This is a genomic window from Ferrovibrio sp., assembly GCF_036381655.1.
In the GTDB taxonomy this organism is placed as follows: Bacteria; Pseudomonadota; Alphaproteobacteria; order Ferrovibrionales; family Ferrovibrionaceae; genus Ferrovibrio.
Window position 1 is genome coordinate 26,040 of sequence record NZ_DASVCJ010000007.1, and the last position, 16,950, is coordinate 42,989.

21 protein-coding genes and 2 tRNA genes are annotated in these 16,950 nt (G+C 63.6%); 6 read left to right on the top strand and 17 right to left on the bottom strand.

Annotation, left to right across the window (positions count from 1 at the left end):
* Nucleotide 1 precedes the first annotated feature (1 nt).
* The 3 genes from VF194_RS01855 to VF194_RS01865 form a co-directional block, all read right to left on the bottom strand.
* A complete protein-coding gene (locus tag VF194_RS01855; protein ID WP_330887446.1) occupies nt 2–2,305 on the bottom strand; it encodes an NADP-dependent malic enzyme in 2,304 nt (767 codons plus the stop codon).
* Between the two features lie 146 nt (nt 2,306–2,451).
* Nucleotides 2,452–2,538: transfer RNA gene (locus VF194_RS01860), tRNA-Leu, on the bottom strand.
* A gap of 60 nt (nt 2,539–2,598) precedes the next feature.
* Entirely contained in the window at nt 2,599–2,838 is a 240-nt protein-coding gene (locus VF194_RS01865) for a FliM/FliN family flagellar motor switch protein (protein ID WP_330887448.1), read from the bottom strand.
* Between the two features lie 80 nt (nt 2,839–2,918).
* On the opposite strand from VF194_RS01865, the gene lipB reads away from it, so the two are divergent.
* Entirely contained in the window at nt 2,919–3,650 is a 732-nt protein-coding gene (lipB, locus tag VF194_RS01870; protein WP_330887450.1) for a lipoyl(octanoyl) transferase LipB, read from the top strand.
* A gap of 4 nt (nt 3,651–3,654) precedes the next feature.
* On the opposite strand, the gene VF194_RS01875 is transcribed toward lipB, so the two are convergent.
* The 8 genes from VF194_RS01875 to VF194_RS01910 form a co-directional block, all read right to left on the bottom strand.
* A complete protein-coding gene (locus VF194_RS01875) occupies nt 3,655–3,906 on the bottom strand; it encodes a hypothetical protein (RefSeq protein ID WP_330887453.1) in 252 nt (83 codons plus the stop codon).
* Between the two features lie 21 nt (nt 3,907–3,927).
* Entirely contained in the window at nt 3,928–4,227 is a 300-nt protein-coding gene (locus VF194_RS01880; RefSeq protein ID WP_330887455.1) for an acylphosphatase, read from the bottom strand.
* Between the two features lie 180 nt (nt 4,228–4,407).
* Complete coding sequence (locus tag VF194_RS01885; protein ID WP_330887457.1) at nt 4,408–5,721, bottom strand: cytochrome P450; 1,314 nt, start codon at nt 5,719–5,721, stop codon at nt 4,408–4,410.
* The gene (locus VF194_RS01890) at nt 5,672–6,448 is read right to left on the bottom strand and encodes a DUF502 domain-containing protein (RefSeq protein WP_330887459.1); all 777 of its coding nucleotides are present in this window, start codon (nt 6,446–6,448) and stop codon (nt 5,672–5,674) included. The genes VF194_RS01885 and VF194_RS01890 overlap by 50 nt, the downstream gene beginning before the upstream one ends.
* 15 nt (nt 6,449–6,463) lie before the next feature.
* On the bottom strand, nt 6,464–7,342 hold the full coding sequence (locus VF194_RS01895; protein WP_330887460.1) for an alpha/beta hydrolase: 879 nt from the start codon (nt 7,340–7,342) through the stop codon (nt 6,464–6,466).
* 15 nt (nt 7,343–7,357) lie between these two features.
* Nucleotides 7,358–9,016 carry an ArnT family glycosyltransferase gene (locus VF194_RS01900; RefSeq protein WP_330887462.1) on the bottom strand — a complete coding sequence of 553 codons (1,659 nt, stop codon included), beginning with the start codon at nt 9,014–9,016 and terminating at the stop codon, nt 7,358–7,360.
* The gene (locus VF194_RS01905; RefSeq protein WP_330887464.1) at nt 9,013–9,336 is read right to left on the bottom strand and encodes a lipid-A-disaccharide synthase N-terminal domain-containing protein; all 324 of its coding nucleotides are present in this window, start codon (nt 9,334–9,336) and stop codon (nt 9,013–9,015) included. Before VF194_RS01905 ends, VF194_RS01900 begins: the two co-directional genes overlap by 4 nt.
* A gap of 13 nt (nt 9,337–9,349) precedes the next feature.
* Nucleotides 9,350–10,129: a glycosyltransferase family 2 protein gene (locus tag VF194_RS01910; RefSeq protein WP_330887466.1), complete on the bottom strand. Its 780-nt coding sequence runs from the start codon at nt 10,127–10,129 to the stop codon at nt 9,350–9,352.
* A gap of 206 nt (nt 10,130–10,335) precedes the next feature.
* Here VF194_RS01910 and VF194_RS01915 point away from each other — a divergent pair, with 206 nt between their 5' ends.
* The gene (locus tag VF194_RS01915) at nt 10,336–11,094 is read left to right on the top strand and encodes a glucose 1-dehydrogenase (RefSeq protein ID WP_330887468.1); all 759 of its coding nucleotides are present in this window, start codon (nt 10,336–10,338) and stop codon (nt 11,092–11,094) included.
* Nucleotides 11,085–11,633 carry a hypothetical protein gene (locus VF194_RS01920; RefSeq protein WP_330887470.1) on the top strand — a complete coding sequence of 183 codons (549 nt, stop codon included), beginning with the start codon at nt 11,085–11,087 and terminating at the stop codon, nt 11,631–11,633. The genes VF194_RS01915 and VF194_RS01920 overlap by 10 nt, the downstream gene beginning before the upstream one ends.
* On the opposite strand, the gene VF194_RS01925 is transcribed toward VF194_RS01920, so the two are convergent.
* The 6 genes from VF194_RS01925 to VF194_RS01950 form a co-directional block, all read right to left on the bottom strand.
* Nucleotides 11,634–12,041 carry a hypothetical protein gene (locus tag VF194_RS01925; protein WP_330887472.1) on the bottom strand — a complete coding sequence of 136 codons (408 nt, stop codon included), beginning with the start codon at nt 12,039–12,041 and terminating at the stop codon, nt 11,634–11,636.
* Nucleotides 12,042–12,160: 119 nt separating this feature from the next.
* Nucleotides 12,161–12,361, bottom strand: coding sequence for a hypothetical protein (locus tag VF194_RS01930; RefSeq protein WP_330887475.1), 201 nt, complete (start codon nt 12,359–12,361; stop codon nt 12,161–12,163).
* 86 nt (nt 12,362–12,447) lie between these two features.
* A complete protein-coding gene (locus VF194_RS01935; protein WP_330887477.1) occupies nt 12,448–12,780 on the bottom strand; it encodes a hypothetical protein in 333 nt (110 codons plus the stop codon).
* Nucleotides 12,781–12,797: 17 nt separating this feature from the next.
* Nucleotides 12,798–13,436 (bottom strand): hypothetical protein, encoded by a 639-nt coding sequence (locus tag VF194_RS01940; protein ID WP_330887479.1) that lies wholly within the window; start codon nt 13,434–13,436, stop codon nt 12,798–12,800.
* Nucleotides 13,437–13,552: 116 nt separating this feature from the next.
* Nucleotides 13,553–13,741 carry a DUF4170 domain-containing protein gene (locus tag VF194_RS01945; RefSeq protein WP_330887481.1) on the bottom strand — a complete coding sequence of 63 codons (189 nt, stop codon included), beginning with the start codon at nt 13,739–13,741 and terminating at the stop codon, nt 13,553–13,555.
* Nucleotides 13,742–13,807: 66 nt separating this feature from the next.
* Nucleotides 13,808–14,377 carry a hypothetical protein gene (locus VF194_RS01950; RefSeq protein ID WP_330887483.1) on the bottom strand — a complete coding sequence of 190 codons (570 nt, stop codon included), beginning with the start codon at nt 14,375–14,377 and terminating at the stop codon, nt 13,808–13,810.
* A gap of 107 nt (nt 14,378–14,484) precedes the next feature.
* Here VF194_RS01950 and VF194_RS01955 point away from each other — a divergent pair, with 107 nt between their 5' ends.
* The 3 genes from VF194_RS01955 to VF194_RS01965 all read left to right on the top strand — a co-directional run.
* Nucleotides 14,485–15,414, top strand: coding sequence for a tetratricopeptide repeat protein (locus VF194_RS01955; RefSeq protein ID WP_330887485.1), 930 nt, complete (start codon nt 14,485–14,487; stop codon nt 15,412–15,414).
* A 113-nt stretch (nt 15,415–15,527) separates the two neighbouring features.
* A tRNA-Lys gene (locus tag VF194_RS01960) sits at nt 15,528–15,603 on the top strand.
* 76 nt (nt 15,604–15,679) lie between these two features.
* Nucleotides 15,680–16,950 (top strand): DUF6538 domain-containing protein (locus VF194_RS01965; RefSeq protein ID WP_330887487.1); only part of this gene is annotated, 1,271 nt, incomplete at its 3' end.

Genomic DNA, 16,950 nt, shown 5'->3' on the forward strand with positions numbered 1-16,950 from the left:
TCTAGGCTTTCAGCCACTGGCCCATGACGCCATCGGCGTGATCTTGGGCATCGACCACCGCCACGGCGCTCATATTGACCAAGCCCCGCACGGTGACATTGCGCGAAACGATATGCGCCGATTTCGCCATGCCCATCAGGATCGGCCCGACGAAGAAACCCTGATCGATCTGCCGCACCAGATTGGCAGCGATATTGGCGGCGTCCAGATTGGGCATGATCAGCAGATTGGCGCTGCCCGTCAGCTTGCCGTCCGGCAGCAGCTTGGTGCGGATGGTTTCCGACATGGCCGCATCGGCCTTCATCTCGCCTTCGACTTCGATGTCGGGCAGCATTTCCTGCAGCTTAAGCACGGCATCGCGCATCTTGCGCGAGGAAGTCGTCGGCGCGCTGCCGAAATTGGAATGCGACAGCAAGGCGATCTTCGGCACCAGGCCGAAGCGCCGCACCTCTTCTGCCGCCAACCGTCCGATCGCCGCGATCTCGTCGGCGCTGGGATCGAAATTCACGTTGCTGTCGGCGATGAACAACATGCCCTGCGGCAGCACCAGAAGCTGCATGGCGGCGGGCAATTGCGCGCCGGGCCGCAGGCCGATCACGTCCATGATATGGGGCAGATGCTGCTCGAACTGGCCGATGGCGCCGCAGAGCATGGCATCCACCTCGCCGCGATAGACCGCCATAGCCGCGATCACCGTGGTATTCGTGCGGATGATGATGCGGGCGTCGTCCGGCGCCACGCCCTTGCGCTTCATCAGCGAACGATAGCCGTTCCAGTATTCATGGTAGCGATCATCGCGCTCCGGATCGATCAGTTCGACATTCCCGCCGATCTTCATGCGTAAGCCCAGGCGCTCAATCCGCGTCTCCACCACGGCCCGGCGGCCGATCAGGATCGGCTGCGCCAGCTTCTCGTCGATGACGATCTGCGCCGCACGCAATACCCGCTCGTCCTCGCCCTCGGCATAGATCAACCGCATTGGCCGGCGCTTGGCGCGCTCGAATGTCGGGCGCATGACGAAGCCGGTGCGGTAGACGAACCGCTCCAGGCTCTGGCGGTAGGCTTCCAGATCGGCGATCGGCCGCGTCGCGACTCCGCTCTCCATCGCCGCCTTGGCCACCGCCGGCGCGATATGCAGAATCAGCCGCGGATCGAACGGTTTTGGGATGAAATATTCCGGGCCGAAACTAAGCTGCTCGTCGGCGCCATAGGCGCGCGCCACGATGTCGGAAATCTCGGCCATCGCAAGATCGGCGATCGCCCGCACCGCTGCCAGTTCCATCGCCGTGTTGATCGTCGTTGCGCCGACATCCAGCGCGCCACGGAACAGGAAGGGGAAGCACAGGACGTTGTTGACCTGGTTCGGATAGTCCGACCGGCCGGTGGCGATCACGACGTCGGGCCGCGCCTTCTTGGCGACTTCCGGCAGGATCTCGGGCGTCGGATTGGCCAGAGCGAGGATGAGCGGCTTCGGCCCCATTTTCTCGACCATCTCCGGCTTCAGCACGCCGCCGGCGGACAGGCCGAGGAAGACATCCGCGCCGACGATGGCATCGGCCAAGCTGCGGTGATTGGTCGGCCGCGCGTAGCGCGCCTTGAATTCATCCATCTGCTCGGTGCGGCCCTCGTAGACCACGCCGACGATATCGGTGACGACGATATTCTCCTTCTTCACCCCCAGCTCGACCAGCAAATCGAGGCAGGCGAGCGCGGCGGCGCCGGCGCCGGAGGCAACCAGGCGCACATCGCCGATCTTCTTGCCGACCACGCGCAGGCCGTTGAGGATTGCCGCCGCCACGGTGATCGCCGTGCCGTGCTGATCGTCATGGAAGACCGGGATCTTCATCCTCTGGCGCAGGGCGCGCTCGACCACGAAGCATTCCGGCGACTTGATATCCTCGAGATTGATGCCGCCGAAGGTCGGCTCCAGCGCCGCGATGATCTCGACCAGCTTCGCCGGATCGGTTTCGTTGATCTCGATATCGAAGACATCGACGCCGGCGAATTTCTTGAACAGCACCGCCTTGCCTTCCATCACCGGCTTGGAGGCGAGCGGCCCGATATTGCCCAGGCCAAGGACGGCCGTGCCGTTGGAGATGACCCCGATCAGGTTGCCGCGGCCGGTCATCTCGGCGGCCTGGTTGGCGTCCGCCACGATGGCATGACAGGCAGCGGCGACACCGGGGCTGTAGGCCAGCGCCAGGTCGCGTTGGGTGGCAAGCGGTTTGGTCGGAGTAATTTCGAGTTTGCCCGGCTTCGGCAGCCGGTGGTATTCCAGCGCCGCGCGGTCCAGGTCGGAAGTCATCTTTTTCTTTCTGGCTCAGTCTGATCGGAATCGTCTAGGACAGACTGGCAGTATGCAAAAAACCGGCCCGCGTTAGGAGCCTCGGAAAACCGAAATAAAAATAAAATCTGGAGGCGAGCCGGAAATTACAACCCAAATGGGTTTAATGGTGCGGTCGAAAAGACTCGAACTTTCACGGCCTTTCGGCCACAGCGACCTCAACGCTGCGCGTCTACCAATTCCGCCACGACCGCATTTTCGGGCGACGCGGGGAAATAGCAAATCCCGCCGCCCGGTTCAAGGCTGCACCCCGCCTATTCGTCCGACATGGTATCGGTGATCGAAATCGCGACCTTTTCGCCCGAAATGACGATTTCGCCCCGGGCGATCAGCTTGTTGTTGGCGAAGATCCAGGCATGGTCGTCGACACTGGCGTCCAGCTCGATGACGGCGCCGCGGCCGACCTTCAGCACCTGGTGGATCGGCATGGTCGCCTTGCCCAGGACCACCGAGATTTCCACCGAAACGTCATTGACTGCCGTATTGCTGGCCATGCCGCACCTTCCTTCCGGCCGTTACTGCCGCTAAGTAAGCCTGGTCAGGTTAGCACAGGGTTAAGGTTCCGGTATCCGAAATGGCCATAATTCCCGCCGCCTCCGAGATCATCGACACGCCGGCCGGCCCGGTCGAATGGGCGATCAGCGACGAGTTCGTGCCCTATCCGGCGGCCGTTGCCGCGATGGAGGAGCGGGTCGCGGCCATCCGCGCCGGGGAAGCCCGCGAGGCCATCTGGCTGCTGCAGCACCCGCCGCTCTATACCGCCGGCACCTCGGCCAAGGCGGCCGACCTGCTGAATCCCCGCTTTCCCGTCTACCAAACCGGCCGTGGCGGGCAATACACCTATCACGGGCCCGGCCAGCGGGTGGTCTACCTCATGCTCGATCTCGGCCGGCGCGGACGGGATGTCCGCGCCTTCGTCTGCCGGATGGAGGATTGGGTAATCGCCGCCCTGGCCCGCTTCAACATCAAGGGCGAGATCCGCGACGGCCGGGTCGGCGTCTGGGTCGACCGCAGCGCCAGCCAGGGGCCAGGCCGCGAGGACAAGATCGCCGCAATCGGGGTGCGGGTGCGCCACTGGATCACCTTCCACGGCCTGAGCCTGAATGTGGAGCCCGAACTGAGCCACTATGACGGCATCGTCGCCTGCGGCATCAAGGCCACCGAAACCGAGCCCTTCGGCGTTACCTCGCTGGTCGATCTGGGCCATCTGGTCAGCATGCCCGAGGTCGATCTGGTGCTGCGCGACACCGTCGAGGCGGCCTTACTCGACCGGCTCGGCACGCCAGCCTGCGCCGCAACGGCCTAACCGCTTATTTCCGCTTGCGCGCAAGCGCCCGCCGCTGCTGCCGGGACAGGCCTTCCGGGGGTGTCTTGCCCGCCTCCTCCTGATTGGCCTTCCCTGCCAAATAGAAGACGTAAACAGCTGTAAATACGACAAGAACGCCGATACCAATCCAAGGATTCTTGGTCGCCCACCAGGCCAATCCGCCAAATCCGAGCGAGCCGGCGTAGCAGACCGCCCATTGCCCGAGGGTCAGCTGCATTTTCTTCTTTTCAGCCATGATGTTATAGCGGATTTATAATCAAACGGTTGGAGTCTGCTCGAAACCGGTGGCACGCGCCGTCAGCTCGGCCTCTTCCGGGGTGACGGGCGCCGGCTCGACGCTCTGGACCATGGCGCCCGGCGGCCCCTCCGCCAGCTCCCGTTCCAGCAGGTCGAGCTTTTCCTTTTCGCCAAAGACCAGCACCTCGACCCGGCCATCGCGGCGGTTGCGCACCCAGCCGGTCAGGCCATGATGCTGCGCCCGCCCGGACGTCCAGTAGCGGAATCCGACCCCTTGGACCAGGCCGGTTACGTAGAAGCGGCTTGCCATTTTTGCCATGGCCAAAATTTAGCGTGGCGGCAGCGGGCAGGCCAGAGGGAGCGTGGAGTGCACCCTCAGAGCGGCCTTTCGCCAGCCCTGCGGATTTAGAAATGATGGTTCTGGAGGCCCCGATTGGCCGCCAATCGACCTCCTTTGGCTCCCATCAAACGCGCTGAACAGGCTTCGAACCGGTCCGGATCAGGCGAAGCTGACCGGATAGCTCAGGAAACCCCGGAAACGCGCCCGGCCGCCGCGGACAAAATCGCCGCTGCGGCGGAAATCGGGAAAACGCGCCAGCAGCCGGCTGATGGCGATCTGCCCCTCCAGCCGGGCCAGCGACATGCCGGCGCAGGCATGGATGCCGGCGCCGAAAGCCAGATGCCGGTTGGGCTGGCGGCCGAGGTCGAGGCAGTCGGGATCGGGGAACTGCGCCGGATCGCGATTGGCGGCGCCGATGCAGAGCGTGATCAGCGTGCCCGGCGCGAAGGTGACGCCGGCCAGCGTCACCTCCTCCACCACGCGGCGGTTGCCGAGCTGGTTCGAGCTCTCGAAGCGGAGGAATTCCTCGACCGCGCTGCGGATCAGTCCGGGATCGTCGGTCAGCCGGCGGCGCTGATCCGGCCAGTCGATCAGCGCGGCGATGCCATTGCCGATCAGGTTGGTCGTCGTCTCGTGGCCGGCATTGAGCAGGAAGATGCAGTTCTGGGTCAGTTCCTCGGCGCTCAGGCTTTCGCCATGCTCGCCGCGGATCAGCGCGGTCAGCACGTCGCCATAGCCCTCATGTGGCTTTTGGCCGCGCCAGGCGTTGATATGGCGGTCCAGATAAGCCTCGAATTCCACCGTCGCGCGGTTGCCGGCTTCGGCGCGTTCCGGCGTTAGCACCGGCTCGAGCGCGCCCAGGATGGCCAGCGACCAGTCGCGCAACAGATGGCGGTCTTCGCTCGGCACTGCCAGCATGTCGCCGATGATCTCCACCGGCAGCGCGGCGGCGTAGTCGGTGATCACGTCCATGCCGCCCTGCTGCGCCGCCCGGTCCAGCAGCCGGTCGACCAGGGCGACGAAGCGGGTTTCCAGCAGCTTCAGGGCCCGCGGCGTGAAGGCCGGCGCCAGCAGCCGCCGCACCCGCGTATGCAGCGGCGGATCGTTGAAAACCAGGCTGGTCGTATGGTGGCGATAGAGCGGCGTGCCATCACCGAATTTCGGCTTGAACTCGGTCTTCTTGTCCGAACTGAAGCGCTTGTTGTCGCGATAGATTTCCTGCAGATCGTCGTAGCGGGTCAGGAAATAGCTGCCATCCGGCATCTTGCGGATCGGCTCGTATTCCCGCAGCAGGTGATAGGTCGGGTAAGGATCGTCGAGGAACTCGCGGTCCAGCGCGCGCAGATCGAACGAGGCCGCGATATTGCGCCGCTCGGCCTCGCTCAGCCCGGCAAAACGGCCGAGCCGAAGCCCTTCGAGTCCATCATGGCGTAAAGCCGCCGTTGCCTCCGTCGCCGGGTTTGTGCTGGCCATTGTTTCCTCCCGCGGCGCTGCGGCGCGCCGTCTTCTCCGGCGGCACGATCACGCCGCAGGAGATAATCAGCTTCATAGCTTCGTCGACGCTCATCGACAATATGGTGATGTCGCGGCGGCGATAATAGGTCATGTAGCCGCCGGTCGGGTTCGGTGTCGTCGGCACGTAGACGGTGACAAGATCCTCGCCCAGCGCCGCCCCTACTTCGCCCTGCACGTAATTGGTGACGAAAGCGATGGTCCAGGAGCCGGCCGAGGGCCAGGGCACCAGGGCGACCTGGCGGAAGGATTGCCCGGACTGGCTGAAGACCGTTTCGAAAATCTGCTTCAGGGCGCCATAAATGCCGCGCACGACCGGCATCCGCGCCACCAGCCCCTCGCCCAACCGCAGCAAGGTCCGGCCGAGGAAGTTGGTCGCCAGGAAACCGATCAGGGTCAGCAGCACCACCGCCACCAGCATGCCCAGGCCGGGGATGCCGTAGGGCAGATGATAGGGGATGAAACGCTGCGGCTCGTAACCCGCCGGGATCAGGTTCTGCACATTGCGGTCGATCGCCTCGATGGTGATGACGACCAGATAGATCGTCAGCCCGATCGGCGCGGTGACGATGATGCCGGCCAGGAAATAGTTGCGCAGGCGCGTAAACAGGCTCGGCCGCGGCGGCGGCAGAATGATCGGCGGCGTTTCGGTGCTGTCGGGAGAATGGTCGGGCGGCGGCGAAGTCACATAGGCCTCGTCTGATTAACTGATGAAAAAACGGCGCAGCGCCTGATAGGTTTCCTCCGGCGCCTCTTCGGGCAGGAAATGGCCGCTGGGCACGGCATGGCCCTGCAATGCCGCCCTGGTCTTGTCCTTCCAGGTGGCCAGCACGTCATAGGCCTTGTGCATCAGCCCCTTCTCGCCCCAGAGGACCAGCAGCGGGCACTCGATCCGCTTCGCGTCATCGGCGCGGTCATGCTCGAGGTCGATGCCGGCGGCGGCGCGGTAATCCTCGCAGGAGGCATGGATGGTTTCCGGCCTGCTGAAGCAGCGGACATACTCGGCCCAGGCCTGTGGGTCGAACTGGAAACCGGCACCCGACCACTGGCCGGTCTTGCGGCGCAGGTAATATTCGGGATCGGCGCCGATCAGGCGCTCGGGCATGTCGTAGGGCTGGGCCAGGAAGAACCAATGATAATAGCCGGTGGCGACCTGCTGATTGACCGTCTCGAACAAGGTGCGGGTCGGGATGATGTCGAGCACTGCCAGCTTCTCGACGGCTTGCGGATGGTCCAGCGCCAGGCGATGCGCGACGCGGCCGCCGCGATCATGACCCGCGAGGCAAAAGCGCGCGAAGCCCAGCGCCTGCATGACCGCGACCATGTCGGCGGCGGTGGCGCGCTTCGCGTAGCTGGCGTGATCGGGCAGGGTAGCCGGCTTGCTGGAATCGCCGTAGCCGCGCAGATCGGCGCAGATGACAGTGAAATCTTCCGCCAGCCGCGGTGCGATGCGGTGCCACATGGCATGGGTCTGCGGATAGCCGTGCAGCAACAGAAGCGAGGGCCCCTTGCCGCCGATCCTGAGGTTGATCTCGGCGCCTTCTCCGGCAATGCGTTTCTGCTCGAATCCTGGAAACAACATGCCGCCGCCCCTTTGCTATCGTCGGCTGAAGAAAGTCGGATCGTCCCTGATCGCCGCCGCGTCCCAGATTACCATAATCCGGCCGCGGGAGGGCTGCATATAGATGGGCTTGGGCGCAGTAGCGAGCTGGCTCTGGTAATAGCGGCTGACGATCCAGCCGTTGGGATGCGCTTCCAGCCAGGCAGCGGCCTCTTCGCTTGAAATTTCCCGGAGGGGCTGCTTCAGGCGGCCGAGGAACTGAAACTCGCCGGCATAGTCGCCCAGATAAGCGATCGGGCGCCCCTCCTGCTGGCCATGCGCGATGAATTTCGCACCGGGCGCCAGATCATAGGCCGCGCGCGCCGGGGGAAAGCCGATCAGGTGAACGGCGAGATACACCGCAAGCGACGGCACCATCATGCTGGCCAGCGCCGCCGACAGTTTCTGCCGGCCGGCAAGCCAAATCGAAAGCATTGCGGCGATCAGCAACACGATGGCGATTTCCGCTGTCGTCGCGAACTCCCAGTTCGGCAATTGCACCTTCTGAGCCAGCTTCGGCATCAGGCCCAGCACGATGGAAAACCCGAGAACGCCAGCCGCCAATGCAAGGATGACGATCGCCACCAAGATAGCATCGCGCCGCCGCGGCGGTACTGCCCATTCCGCCGTCAGGCTGCGCGCCACCACCAGCATCAGCGCCGGCGCGAGCGGCAGCAGGTAATGCGGCTGCTTGCCGCTGATGGCGGAGAAAACGATCAGCCCGACGGCGGCGACGATCAGGCCGAAGCGCAGGCCGGGTTCCGCCGGCTTGTTCCATAGACGCAGGCTCCGCCAGGACGGCAGCCACAGCGACCAGGGGAACAGCAAGAGCGGCAGCAGCGGCAGATACCACCAGAACGGCCGGCGATGGGCAAAGCTGTGTTCGACGCGGCCGGCGGTCTGGCCCCACAGGATCGCCTGCTCATAGGCAGGGCCGCCGGCCTTGGCGGCGGGCAACGCCCAGGCAAGGCCGATGGCCGCTCCGATGGCGATCGACAGAAACACGCCGGCATACCAGAGCAGCCATCGCGGCCGCGGATCGGGTTTCGCCCAGAGTGGCGCGAACAAGGCCGGCGGCAGGATATAAACCAGGATGACCGGCCCCTTGGTCAGAACGCCCAGGCCGATGGCAATGCCGGTCAGCACAGCCCCGCGCCAGAGACGGCCGTAATGCAGTCCCTGCACCAGGCCGATCCAGCCCAGCAGCGCGCAGAAAGCCACCATCAGATCGAAGAAGGTCATGGTGGAAAACAGCATCCACCAAGCCCCGGCGATCAACAGCAGCGGCGCGACGTTGCCTGCCTGCCGTCCTGCCTCCCCCGGCCACAGCATCCGGCCCAGCCAGGCAGTCAGACCGAGCGCTCCCAGGCCGAATAGCGGCGCCACCAGCCGCGCCCAGGTTTCACTGACGCCGAAGAGCATCCATCCCAGCCGGATGAGCCAGAAGAGCATCGGCGGCTTATGGCTGTAGGCCTCGCCATTGAGGATCGGCACCAACCAGTGATCGGCAACATGCATTTCCCAGGCGACGGTGACGTAGCGCGTCTCATCGATCGGCAGTAGCGGGCGCGCATAGAGGCCAGCCCCAATGATGACGATCCAGAAGATAGCGGTGACAATCGCCGCGGTGCGGCCTTCAATACGTTGCAGGTTCATACGCCAAATCCGGTCGGCGCGCGGCGCGCGCGATAAATGAGGTGCAGATTCCGCATATAGACGAACAAGCCGCTCGCCTGGCCGATGATGAAAACGACATCCGCGATATGGATGGCGTAGAACAGCGTGATGACGCCGCCGGCAATGCTGATATACCAGAAAAGGAGCGGTATCTCGCTGCGCTTCTTCCGCTCGGCATGGAGCCATTGCACGACGAAGCGCGAGGCGAATACCCCCTGCCCCAGGAAGCCGATGACGGCCCATAGATTAAGGCTACCCTCGAGCCGGTCCCAATACTCGGCAAAAAGCTGCGCAATCATCGCATAAGTCCTGTCAGAGCGGCTCGATGCCGCCGCAATCACGCCAGCGGCGCTTCAGCCACATGACGCCAAGCAGATCGACCAGCCCGACCCGCAAACGGCCCCATGTCCCGTAATGGGAACTTCCGCCGCCGCGCGGCCTGTGGTTGACCGGCACCGAGCGTACCGTGCCGCCCATTCGCAGCACCAGCGCCGGAAGGAAGCGATGCATATGATCGAACGCCGGCAGGCGCAGGAAGAATTCGCGGTGCAGCATCTTCACCCCGCAGCCGGTATCCGGCGTCGAATCCCCCAGAAGCCGGGAGCGGACGCCATTGGCGATCCGGGACGACAGCCGCTTGATGGCACTGTCCCGCCGCTTCACGCGATGGCCGGCCAGGAGCAGGCCGGCACCGCCATCCGGAGCGGATTGCAGCACCTGCCACAGCGCCGGAATATCGGCCGGATCATTCTGGCCGTCGCCATCCAGGGTGACGATCACCGGCCCCCTGGCTGCCCTCACGCCCGAGAGAACGGCCATCGACTGGCCGGCATTGCGCCGATGGCGCACCGGCCGCAGTTCCGGCATTGCCGCCCGGCATTGCCGCAGGATTGCCGGCGTCTGGTCGCTGGAACAATCATCCACGACAACGATCTCGAAGCTGATCCGCCCACGCAGCGCCGCGCAGACCTCGTCCAGCAAGGCGCCGATATTGGCTGCCTCGTTGTGAACGGGAATGACGACCGACAATTCTGGGGGAAGATCGGTCCCGGCAGACACGGCAGTCTCTGCCAGGGTGGTAACATCGCTCATTGGCGTAATCCGTACCCGAGGGCATGAGCCCGGCGGCCTCTCATATCCGCCCGGCATGGCATTCACAAGCGGCTAGTTGTGTATCAGACCTGCTACGGTGTCGCACCCGTCAGAATTTGTTAATCTTGCTAATTACTTGCACCGGAATACAGCCCCGCTACAGTGCGGGATCGCATCCGGCAAGATCCGCGGAAAGGGAGGATAATATGCGTCTGGCGAACAAGGTGGCCATCGTGACCGGCGGCGGATCTGGCTTCGGCGAGGGCATAGCCAGACGATTCGCCGCCGAGGGCGCGGCCGTTGTTATCGGCGACCTTGACCAGGGCGCCGCCGAACGGGTCGCCGGAGAGATCGCCAAGGCCGGCGGCAAGGCAGCAGCCGTTACAGCCGATGTCAGCAATTCCTCCCAGATGAAAGCGCTGGTGCAGGCCGCTGTCGGCACCTATGGCGGCCTCGATATCATGGTCAACAACGCCGGGATGCCGCAGCGTAACCGCCCCATGTTGGAGGTTGACGAAGCCGCCTTCGATCGCCTCTTCGCCGTCAATGTCAAGAGCATCTATCTTTCGGCGATCCATGCCGTGCCGGAAATGCGCAAACGCGGCGGCGGCACTATCGTCAATATCGCCTCCACCGCCGGCGTGCGGCCGCGGCCAGGCCTGGTCTGGTACAACGGCAGCAAGGGCGCGGTGATTACCCTGACCAAGGCGATGGCGGTGGAACTCGCGCCCGAGCAGATCCGCGTCAACGCCCTCAATCCCGTCGCCGGACTGACGCCCATGCTGAAAGAATTCATGGGCGGCGAGGAAACCGACGAGATGAAGGCGAAATTCATCAGCACCATTCCGATTGGCCGCTTCAGCACGCCGCAGGACATCGCCAATGCGGCATTGTATCTTGCCTCCGACGAAGCCAATTTCATCACCGGCGTTTGCATGGAGGTCGATGGGGGCCGATGCATTTGAAATCCGCAATCGCAATCGGCGTGGCCTGTCTGGCGGCGTTGACGCTGCCGAACACGGCATCCCACGCTCAACAGCAACAGCAGCAACAGCAGAAGCAAACGGAAGCGCAGCCGGATCCGCGTGCCAAACAGCCGGAAAGCCAGCCGATCGTTCCGCCTGCTGCAACGCCGGCCCCTGCCGCCAAACCCGCAGCCGAGAAGAAGAGCGCCCCAACGAAAAAGGCTGCGGCCGCGCCACGCAATCGCACTTTGAATTTCGATCTGCCGCCACTGGTGCCGATCGCGGAGATACCGCGCGGCCGGGCGGTTACGATCCAAGGCATCGTCGCCTCGCCGCAGCCGACGACCCTTGTGCTGAACGATGGTAACGCGTCCATGGTCGTCAACCTGGGGCCGACCTGGCGGGAATTGACCGAGGTGAAGGCCGGCGACCGTATTCGGGTGATTGGTCAGATGGATCCTTACGGCGCACCGGTATTCCGGGCCGGCAGCGTGATGCTGGAGAACAACAGAATCATCGTCGTTCCGCCGAACGGGTGATCAGGGCGCCGCACCACGCTTCGGTTTGCAGGCCTTGACCTGCGTTTTGACCTGGCCGAGCTCCGTCAGCCGAGCATGGGCAAGGAAATCGTTCCAAGTCTTGAGCTTGCCTACCACATCGGCAGCCGCGAGACATTCCTCCGGGCTGGGTCGGCCCAGGCCGCGCGACGCCAGGGTATTGTCGATCACCCTTTGACCGGCATAGGGATCGTCCGGATAGTTGCGGGCATAAGCCTCATTCCTGAGCCGCACGGCGTTCTGCAGACTGGCGGCATTGGCCGCGTCAAAGGCGCCCCATTTCGGCAGGATGCTGCCGTCGATGCCGTAACGGGCGCATTGGCGCGCATAGGCACGAAGCACGATGCCAGCGCGCACCACCGCTTCCGCTTCCAATTCGGCGTCGTTCATGCAGATTTTCGGCTGCGGCGGCCTGCGCCCCGGCCCAAGCCCATCCTGTGCCAGGAGGCGATGCGGCCAGACCGCGAAGGTCAAGGCCAGCAATGATATGCCAACGATGGCGGAAACTTTCACCGCTTATGCGACACGGCGGCTACGAAGGTGGCAGCGGCATCGGCCGCCTGGTCGACCTTTTCGGCCGGTAATGCAGGGGTCTGATCCAGTGCCTGCTGGATTGCCAGCGCCTCTTGTGGCGGCAACCGCTTCATGATCGCGGCGGTGCGCTCCGGTCCCGCGACACGCAGGAAAGCGACCAGCTTTTCCCGGCTCATGCTCTGCCCTATTCCCCAGATGCCCCGGCCATTCTATCGCAGAATCGGCTCAATACCAGACAGCGGTTAATAATACGTTCTCCGTCCTATTTGGGCTTGGGAGCCGATTTCATCATCGCCAGATACATAGGCATCACCACATTGGTGAATTTGTTCTGGCCGTACTGCAATTCGTCCATCGCCGCCTTCACCATCTCGACGGTGGGATAATACGGCACGACCACATAGCCGTGCTGTTTCAACGCGGCGATCACGGCATTCGCCTGCTTGGTGTAATTCTCGAAGAAATAGCTGGTATCCGCCTTCTTGATGGCGTCCGCGATCACCTCAACCGCGGGGATCGGCTTAATCGCCTGAGGACGCCAATTATAGCCTTCCGGCGGTTGATTGGCATTGCTGCGGTCATCCGACGATGCCATGAACGAACTCCACACACTCAACTGGCTGGCAACCGCACACCGCCAGGCCATTGACGCGCAGTGCCTTTCAGTTCCGGCGCCTCCACTGAACGCTTGCCATCAAGCTGACGGACTGCGGCAGCCACCTTCTGCTCCGCATTGGCTGCGGCCGGTGTCCGCAGGCGCATCTTCACATAGGCCTCGCGCAATGCCTCGGCGACGCGCCGCTCCAACGTGCTGCCAGGACCCGTGATGCGGCGGCGAATGATGATGCCGAGCGCATCGATATTCAGCCCGATGATCGCATGCAGGCGTGATGAAGGCTGTGTCAGGCTTGCGGTCAGGTTCCTCAGCGTATCGGCGTAGAGCGTCACCAGCGGATAGCCGAACAGGCTGCCCTGGCCTTTCAGTTCCAATGCCAAATCGTGGATCCATTCGTAATAGCGCGCCCGCCCTATCGAATTGAAGGCGGCGGAATTCCAAGCATCCTTGAGATCGCCGAGCATGCCAAGGGCCGCGGTTTCGAAATCGGCCTGGTTTTCGACGATGACCTTCTCGATCTTGCCGCGCAACTCCGACGTCAGGCGCACGTCCTGGCCACGCCTGAAGTTGACGGCCTTGCGCTTGAGATCGCCGCGATTGGCGATCAGCCTGGCGGCGGCATAGGGGTCTATCATCGCCTTCCTTGCTCCCGGCCACCTCCGTTGCACCCGAATCGGATCGGCCTTCTGGAAATCATCCCGGCAGGCAGGGCGCTTAGCAACAAGGAAAGCGCGGGCTTACCCCCTGCCGGCTATTCTTCGCGGGGGATGACCCGGAGCCGGTGATTGCAAATGTCGATCTTGTCGGCCATCCGGGCGCGCCAGATCTTGTCCGCTTCCGCCTCGGTCTTAAAAGGCCCATAGCGCTCTTCGGTTCCGGCGATCGGCGCTGGGTCTGACAAGTCCTTGAAAATACCGCCTTCAACATAGAACACGGGCATTGCTGTATGACCTCCAACTACCGCCATTATCTCGCAACTGCGAAGAAATGACAGGCCTGCCGTGGTTTAAAAATGGATATGGGATTGCGTCCAGCCTCTAAAAGCCTGCTCCAGTTCAGAAATCACCGCCTGCCAGTCTCCTGCCCTGGCCTGCCGGAAGCAGCGTACCGCCGGGTAGAAGATGGAATCGGTCGGCTCGACGAACCAGTACCATAGCAAGCCGTAGCCCGGCGCGGGCAGCAGCAGCCATGTCGGCACGCCCAGCCCCCCGGCCAGATGGGCGGTCGTATTGCTGCTGGTAATGACCAGGTCCAGGGCTGCCACCTGGGAAGCGGCGGCATCGATGTCCAGCAGAGGATCGATCTCAGGGTCGTGCCAGAACTGCACATCAGGAGCGACATGCAACAGATCCGCCCGTTCGGCGACAGTATCGCCGTATTGCAGGTCGACCCAGAAGGCGTTTTGCCGCAACAGCGGCAGAAAATCCTTCAACTGCAATGATTTATATTCACCGTACTCAGCGTTGGCGCTGCGCCAGGCAAGGCCGATGATGGGCCTTCCCGCGGCCCTGTCCCTGAGCTGCCGGCGCTGCTGCTCCGATTGGCCCGGATCGGCGTGCAAATAACCTGCGACCATTGCGGCAATGTAAATCCCAGACCAAGCTGACGCCAGAGACCATGACCGCCTCCCAGCCCATTGCTCCGCTTGTCCAATCCGCCCTAGCTGCCCTCGCGGCTAACGACATGGAGGGGGCGATCTTGCGCTTCGCCGCAGCCTCGCGGCTCGCCCCAACCGACCCCGGCCTGCTCCGCAGCCTCGCGACGCTCTGTCTGCGCGCCGGCCGGCCCGCCGAAGCCTGGTCGGCGGCGGAAACCGGATTGCGGCTGCAGCCGGCTGACCGGGATTTCACCAACAACCGCCTGGCCGCCATGGCAGCGGCTGGCTTTCTCGACGCCGCCCTGGCCTTGGCACGCCGATGGGCCAGCGAAGCGCCCGGCGAGGCCCAGGCGCGCCATCGCCTGGGCAGCCTTCTGCTGCAAACCGGGGATGCGCCTGCGGGACTGGCTGAGCTGGAGGCGGCTTTGGCGCTACGGCCGGATTGGCCTGAGGCGCTGATTGCCGCTGCCGAGGCCGCTTTCCGCGACCGTCAGGTCGATCGCGCCAGGGCGTGGCTGGACAAAGCCGTCGCTCTGGATCCGGAAAACCAGACTGTCCGCATGGCGCGGGCGACGATCCTGCTCAGCCTCGAGATATGGGATCCGGGCCTGCACGACTATGAGTACCGCCTGCGCCCCAGTGCAGCGCGCGAGATTGTGCGGCACCGGCTTACCGTTCCGCGCTGGCAAGGCGAAGATCTTTCCGGTCGCACCCTTCTGGTCGTCGCCGAGCAGGGCATTGGTGATCAGATCCGCTTCGCCCGCGATCTGGCAGCCCTGCAACGGCTCTGTGCCGGTCTGATCGTAGAATGCACGCCGCGGCTGGCGCCGCTGTTGAAGCGGAGCCTGCCGGAGGTCACTGTCATGCCGAGTGTGGAACGGCGCGAGGGCCACCGCCATACCTTCACATACGACTGGCTGGCCCAGCTCGGCCCGATTGACGCCTATATAGAGGCCGGCAGCATCCTTCTGCGGCTTTGGCAGCGGGGCATTCTTCCAGATCGCTCAGGCGGTTAGCCTGCGGATCGCGCTTCGGGAAAGCGACATTTCCCTGGCGACGGCTGGTTGACGGGGCAGGCTCATCGACCTATGGTCGCCGCGCCTCGGACGAGGCCCTCCAAGACCTCCGTGAGCCCGTAGCTCAGCTGGTAGAGCAAGCGACTTTTAATCGAGAGGTCCCGGGTTCGAATCCCGGCGGGCTCACCAAACTTGCAGATTTCGGCTGAAAACAAGCATTTTTCCGGCGTTTCCAAGCCTCTTGGTACACCGGAAGGTACACTTTATGCTTGTGGACATGAAAAACCTGACTAAGAACGCTGCCGGAACTTATGTCTACCGGCGCAGAGTTCCGACCGATCTTCTTGAAGTCATCGGCATGCGCGAGCTTAAGCGCAGCCTCGACACGCGCGACCTCGCGACAGCGATTGAGCGCTTCGCTGCCGCTCAGCGCTGGGCTGACGGCCTGATAGCAGCAGCGCGCAGCCGGCCCGCCGCTGGCGACGATTACGACCGCCTCGCCGGCCGTTGGCTGCATGGCAAGCTGACCGCAGCAGCCATCGAAACCACCCGCCTGCCGGCCGCTTCCGCTGCCTTGCCGGCCGACGATTTCGACGCCGAGGCCGCCGCCGAGGAGCCACCGCCGGCTGACACGCGGCAGCCAGCTTTTTACGATCCCGGCCCAGCACCGTGGCGTCAGGCCCAGGCCGAAGAAGCAGCGCGCGCGATGGGCCTCAAAATCCGCCCTGGCTCTCGCCAGTGGCGGCAATGGCAGGATGCAATCGACCGCGCTTTGGGCGAACTCAGCCTCGCAGACGAAGCGCGGGCTTGGAACGAGCCGGTGCCGCCGCACATCGAGCAGCGAGCGGCGCGGGCGATGCAGCCGACGATTTCAGACGGCCACGCTCGCTGGCTGACCAAGCGTGGCGACTCCTTGCGCAAGCGCACTGATCACGAGGCGCGCTATGTTCTCGACCTTTGGCTTACAGCTCACGGCGACAGCGAGATCGCGCAGATCAGTAAAAGGCAGGTCGCAGAGTTCCGCGACGCACTTATCGCCGATGGCCGTGCGGTTGCGACCGTCAAAAAGATGATGCAATTTTTTAAGGGCTTCATCGACGCCGCCATCGCGGATGGTGTGATTGAAATCGTGAACCCGGCAGCCGGCCTCAGCTTCGCAGGCATTAAATCAAAAAGCCGAGCGCCCAAGCGCCGCGCATTCACAACCGACGAGCTTCGCCGCCTTTTCACTGACGCGACGTTCACGCAGCCAGATTTCAAAAATCCTATGGCAGCGGCAAAATTCTGGCTGCCGCTGCTTGCCCTCTACAGCGGCGCGCGGCAGAGCGAATTGATTTGGCTCGACAGCAGCGATGTAACGCAGATCGACGGCATAGATTGCATTACGATCCGCGAAGATGCAGAAGCCGGACGCACACTCAAAACAGAATCCGCAGCCCGCATCGTTCCACTGCATGAAACACTCATAAGCCTCGGCTTCCTTGACTACGCCGCCCTCTTAAAAGGCCGCTTATTCCACGTGCCGCCTGACGCCCA